Annotated in this window: 6 protein-coding genes; 1 reads left to right on the top strand and 5 read right to left on the bottom strand. The window is 60.5% G+C overall.

Features of this window, described 5'->3' with window-relative positions:
• Positions 1-279: 279 nt before the first annotated feature.
• Positions 280-912, top strand: coding sequence for a tyrosine-type recombinase/integrase (locus ACZXDY_RS44675; protein ID WP_464349860.1), 633 nt, complete (start codon positions 280-282; stop codon positions 910-912).
• A 222-nt stretch (positions 913-1,134) separates the two neighbouring features.
• Here the strand turns inward: ACZXDY_RS44675 and ACZXDY_RS44670 are convergent, their stop codons facing one another.
• The 5 genes from ACZXDY_RS44670 to ACZXDY_RS44650 all read right to left on the bottom strand — a co-directional run.
• The gene (locus ACZXDY_RS44670; RefSeq protein WP_464349859.1) at positions 1,135-2,241 is read right to left on the bottom strand and encodes an alpha/beta fold hydrolase; all 1,107 of its coding nucleotides are present in this window, start codon (positions 2,239-2,241) and stop codon (positions 1,135-1,137) included.
• A gap of 29 nt (positions 2,242-2,270) precedes the next feature.
• Positions 2,271-3,143, bottom strand: coding sequence for an alpha/beta hydrolase (locus ACZXDY_RS44665; RefSeq protein WP_464349861.1), 873 nt, complete (start codon positions 3,141-3,143; stop codon positions 2,271-2,273).
• Between the two features lie 225 nt (positions 3,144-3,368).
• Complete coding sequence (locus tag ACZXDY_RS44660) at positions 3,369-3,494, bottom strand: hypothetical protein (protein WP_464349858.1); 126 nt, start codon at positions 3,492-3,494, stop codon at positions 3,369-3,371.
• A gap of 34 nt (positions 3,495-3,528) precedes the next feature.
• A complete protein-coding gene (locus tag ACZXDY_RS44655) occupies positions 3,529-4,392 on the bottom strand; it encodes an alpha/beta hydrolase (RefSeq protein WP_464349857.1) in 864 nt (287 codons plus the stop codon).
• A 206-nt stretch (positions 4,393-4,598) separates the two neighbouring features.
• Positions 4,599-4,943 (bottom strand): hypothetical protein (locus ACZXDY_RS44650; RefSeq protein WP_464349856.1); only part of this gene is annotated, 345 nt, incomplete at its 5' end.

Below are 4,943 nucleotides of genomic sequence, written 5' to 3'. Positions count from 1 at the left end.
CATCTCCGCCGATTCGAGATGACAAGTGAATCATCAAGCCCCCTCGGTGGCGAGGGGGTTCTTCAGCAGACTGCTAGTGGCCGATCGTCGGCAGGCCTTCAATCGACCTGACGACACGCTAATTCAACCGGGCAGTGTCAAGGGTCCGCTCTGGATCAAAGGCGGCCCTCGCTTGGTTCAAATTGGACCCAAGTACGTCTCCAATCGTCTCAAAGCGGACGCGGGATTGGAAGGGCTCCGGGCTGAAAATGACCAGCCTCACTAGCTGAGGAGGTCAACATGACCGATATCCCAAGCACCATCCCTGCCGTCTCGAAACACGCTCCTTGGAACAAGGGGAAGATCGTCGGCGCAAAGCCGCCGCTCCGTCCGAAGCACGTCTGGTCAATCCGAACCAAGCTCCAGGTCGAAGGCCGAATGCGCGACCTGGCGCTGTTCAACATCGCCATCGACAGCAAGCTGCGCGGCTGCGACGTCGTAGCCTTGAAAGTCGATGACCTTGCGACGGGCGGATATGCGGCCGACCGCGCGACCGTCCGACAAAAGAAGACCGGCCGGCCAGTCAAATTTGAACTGACGGAATCGACCCGGCAGGCAATCGATGACTACCTGCGGGTTACTGGCAGGAAGTCAGGAGAATACCTGTTCACTGGCCGGCAGCGGAGTGGACATATGACGACCCGGCAGTATGCCCGACTCCTATCTTACTGGATCGCTGAAATCGGACTGGACCCACACCTGTTCGGGACGCATTCCTTTCGCCGGACCAACGCGACATTGATCTATCGCCGAACCGGCAACCTGCGAGCCGTACAGCTCCTTCTGGGGCATACCAAGATCGAGAGTACCGTCCGATATCTCGGCATCGAGGTCGACGACGCCCTCGCGATAGCAGAACAAGTTGACGTCTGACTTCGGGGGGCAGAGCAGACGTGCTCTGCGCTGCCCTCACATACGGCTCCGGGCCATCAACGGACATCCCGGTATTTGTTCGGCCACCTCGTAGGCTCGAGTGAGCAGCAGCGGGTCAGGCCTCTAGAGCGCGCAGCCCGGGGCGGGTGGCCCGAAGGCGTCCTTATCGGTTTAGGTGAGACTCGGCCCTTCTTGTTCTTTCACCGTTGCGTGAGACGCTGGTCAGTTCGCCTTCCCGAAGCCGCGTTGCGCATTGCCGAGAAAGGCATTGATCTCGCGGTTGAGGAATTCGACGTCTGACGGTGCGGCGCCTCCCGCGGAAGCGTGCCCGGTGACGGTACCGGGACTGATTGTCACCATTTTGATCTGCGGGATGTTCCTGCCCATTTGGATCGGTTCAAACTCAGGATTGAGCAGATCCTTTGTTCCAGTCAAAATCAGTGTTCTAGCCTTGATCGAGCCGAGCGCCCTTGCGGTATCCCCGCCGAAGCCGGGTGTCGTTCCGACATCGTGGCGCTCATAGGCCCAGGTCTGGTAGATCCAGTCGTTGGCATCGAACGCTTTCATCGCGGCGCTCTCCTGCTGCTCCATCCATCGCAGCACATCCATGCCGTTCTTGAACTGGCCCTGATACATGTCGGGCGTTCGGGCCGCGAGCAGGTTGAGGATGTCGCGCCATAGACGGACTCCCCTCTCCGGTGGTGCCTCGTAGTTGCCGTCCTTCCAGGCGGGGTCCTCGGTGATCGCCTTGCGCGAGGCTTCCAGCACGGCGACCGTCCATGCGGGCGTCTTAGTGAGTGGCACCACGGCGACCAGCGCATCCATCGCTTCGGGGTGACTAACGCCCCACTGCAGCGTTTGCATTCCACCCATCGAAGGTCCGACCACGGCGACGAGGTGGTCGATGCCGAATTTCTGCTTAACGAGCCGATACTGGGACTCCACCATGTCGCGGATGGTGAATTTCGGGAATTGCATTCGGGGCTGCGCCTTCGAATTGCTGGGCGATGTGGTCAGCCCGTTTCCGATCGCATCAGTGCAGATTATGAAATACTTCTCGGTGTCGAGCGCCTTGCCCGGCCCGATCAGAAAGTCGATGCGGTGGTGATTGCCAGAGATCGCCGTCACCATGAGGATGGCATTGGATTTGTCATCGTTCAGCGTGCCATGTGTGACGTATGAAATGGCGAAGTCCTTGATCGTCTCCCCGCTTTCGAGCGGAAGGTCGCCTTCCCCAAAACTCTGATGCGGCGGCTGCTGCGGCGTGTGCGCCATCGCCTGAGCACAGCAAAACATCGAGGCGGCCAGCATCGTGACGAGTTTCTGCATGTTTCTGCTCGCGATGGGAAAGTGGGAAGCTACTTGGCGAGATGGCGGTCGAAGAAGAGCGCGATCTCCTCGAACGCCTCTTTGGATTCCGGCGCGGTGTCGTCGCGGTAATATTGCGCGTGCGATTGTCCCTCGAAGACCTGCAGCTGTGCTTCCACATGGTTTTGCCGCAGCTTGCGATGGACACGCACGGTATTGCTGAGCAGGAGGTCGCGCGTGCCGCTGGTCAGGATGGTCGGCGGAAAGCCGGCCATGTCGCCGTAGATGGGCGAGAGCAGCGGATCCTTAAGATCGTGGCCCTTGGCGTAGACGACCGTCCCCGCATCGCAGAAGCCGTCGGGCGAGACTAGCACGTTGTCCAGCCTGGCATTGGTCACGAAGCTATCGCCGACCTTGGTCACATCCGACATAGGGGTCCCCGGGGCAATCGCGCCCGGCATCGGCACGCCATCCTGCTTGGCCTTGAGCATCATCTCAAGCGTGAGAGCACCGCCGGCCGAGCTGCCAAAAACCGCAATCTTCTTCGGATCGGTGGTCTTGAGCAGAGCCTTGTACACCGTCATTCCGTCATCGAGCGCCGCGGGGAAATAGGCTTCTGGCGGCATCCGGTAGTCCACGGAAATGACCTTGAAGCCCCCAAACCCTGCCATGAAAATGGCTTCCGGCAGAGCGGCCTCGCCAGGGTTGAGAACGTAGCACCCGCCGTGCATGTGCAGCAGAACGCGATTCTGGTTCTGCGCCGGAATTGAACTGGGCGTCAAGATATAGGCCCGCACGCCATCGATGACAGTCTTCTCGACGTTCACGTGGAGACGCTCCTTGAGCGCAGGCACGTTCTTCAGTGTGCCTGCAGCGGTGGCCTGGACAATCGGCACCCATTCCTCGCCGGTCTTCGGCAACACGTCCCAGCCATTGCGCAGGGGCATGCCGATGATCTTGGCGAGCTGCGGGCTTACAGTGGCTGGGACGGGCACGGACTTCGCAGGTACCTGCAGCGGCTCGTAGGTAGGCGATTGCGCCGATCCGCCCAACGCAAGGGATGACCAGAGCGCGGCGGCACAGGTCCACGACGATAAGCGGTTCATGTTGTCTCTCCGGAGGTGCGATGATTGGATGGCAGCGAGGCGTTACTCGCGCATGAATTTCAGCACCTCTTCGAAGAACGTGAACCGCTTGGTCTCGAACAGTACGAAATGCGTCGCGTCCGGAATGACCACGCTCTTCTTCACCGGCGCATGGACGAGGTCGCGCATCAGGCCTTCACGATCGTCAAGATAGGACCAAGTGTCATAATTGCCCCCGATCACGAGGGGTGGGCGAATAGATGTTGGCCGCATTCCAGAGCGGCCGTCCCGTCGCCTGATAGCAGGAGTCCTCGAGCACGCCATTGGGCGCGCGCAGGCTCGCCGGAGAGCGCGAGTTGCTGGTGGGGTCGCTTGCCAGGCACGCATTCCAGAACTCGGCGGGCAGCGCCGGGTCGCGATAGGCATCCTTGTTCTCCAGCGGGATTTCGCCGTTCCACCGGGCGGTATTGGCGGCCTCCGAGGCCAGCCGGTACGCTCCCATGGAGAAGTTGAACTCGTAGGGCTTACGCTTGTTCTGCAGGGCGCTGCCCGGTCCGAGATTGGTGTGATTGTTGAAATTGTACAACGGTGCGTACAGGACCAGCTTGCGCACCCGTTCGGGATGCAGTGAGGCGTAATAGCCGGCCATCATCGCGCCCCAGGACCAGCCGATCGGGGTGACCTGCTTGACGCCGCGCCGTGCCTTGATCGCATTCACCATCGCCTCGACGTCCCTGACCGCAAGGAATGAACGCGTCACGGGCTGGTTCTTGGCGGCCGGCTCGTCCATGGCCGGCTCTCGGGTCGAGCCGCCATAGTTGCGGTAATCGCCCATGTAGACGGCGTAGCCGCGGCTCGCGAGCCAGTCGGCCCAGGAATAGTCCTTGTAGGGCAGGTCGAAATCACAGGTCGACGGGCTCGTCGCGCCGTGCAGAAACAAGACCACATTGTCCTGTCCATTGGCCGTGGCTTCCGGCAGCTTCTCGCGCAAGAACAGTTTGATGCCGGGATCGAGCGCATCGATCTGCAGATCGATCTTAGTGATTTTCGCCTGCTGCGCCGCGGCGGGCTGCAAGGCCAACCCCATGGCGACAACCGCGCATCCGGCCCATGCGCGCCACCCCGATCTCTCTTTGGTCATTCCAACCCCGTCGCTGCTTGTTTTCAGTCCAGCGTACTTGGGATCGACGAAGTCGCAACCCGATTTCGCAGAAAATTTCTGAGTAGCGGCGGGAATAATCCAAGGAAGCCATTTTAGACGACCGGAACCCCACCCGATGCTTGGAAGCATGATCAACGTTCTGACGAGCAGTCATCGGCAGACGTGCCCCCGAAACTTCGCGCGAGGCCTTCCAATTCCCGTGAGTCGGCTATGGGTCTTGGTTGTGTGCAAACGGACGCGGCCGTGGTCGACAATCCTTGCAGGCCACGCGTTCCAACGTCCGATAGCCGGCCAAGGTGGATATAGGGACGCGTTATCGCGCTTTTGGACGCACTTTCCGGCCTTGAGGCGGCGCGGATGGCTGCAATCAGGTTCGGTTTGCCGACGATGTTCATCACCCGTGTGAGGTTATAAGCGAGAACATGCAGCGCCATCTCAGCGGCGACATTCCTTAGGCGCTTCATCAGGAAGTGGGT

The organism is Bradyrhizobium sp. LeoB3, from assembly GCF_055456055.1.
The sequence above is the reverse complement of the archived record's forward strand: the minus strand, read 5'-3'. Positions and strand labels throughout refer to the sequence as shown.

What these genes read in the sequence shown, in the direction of transcription:
- ACZXDY_RS44660 (WP_464349858.1), bottom strand. Translation starts at nt 3,494, where the DNA reads ATGCGCGACCTCGTCCATGCGCCGGTGAAGAAGAGCGTGGTCATTCCG.
- ACZXDY_RS44655 (WP_464349857.1), bottom strand. Translation starts at nt 4,392, where the DNA reads ATGGGGTTGGCCTTGCAGCCCGCCGCGGCGCAGCAGGCGAAAATCACT.
- ACZXDY_RS44675 (WP_464349860.1), top strand. Translation starts at nt 280, where the DNA reads ATGACCGATATCCCAAGCACCATCCCTGCCGTCTCGAAACACGCTCCT.
- ACZXDY_RS44670 (WP_464349859.1), bottom strand. Translation starts at nt 2,241, where the DNA reads ATGCAGAAACTCGTCACGATGCTGGCCGCCTCGATGTTTTGCTGTGCT.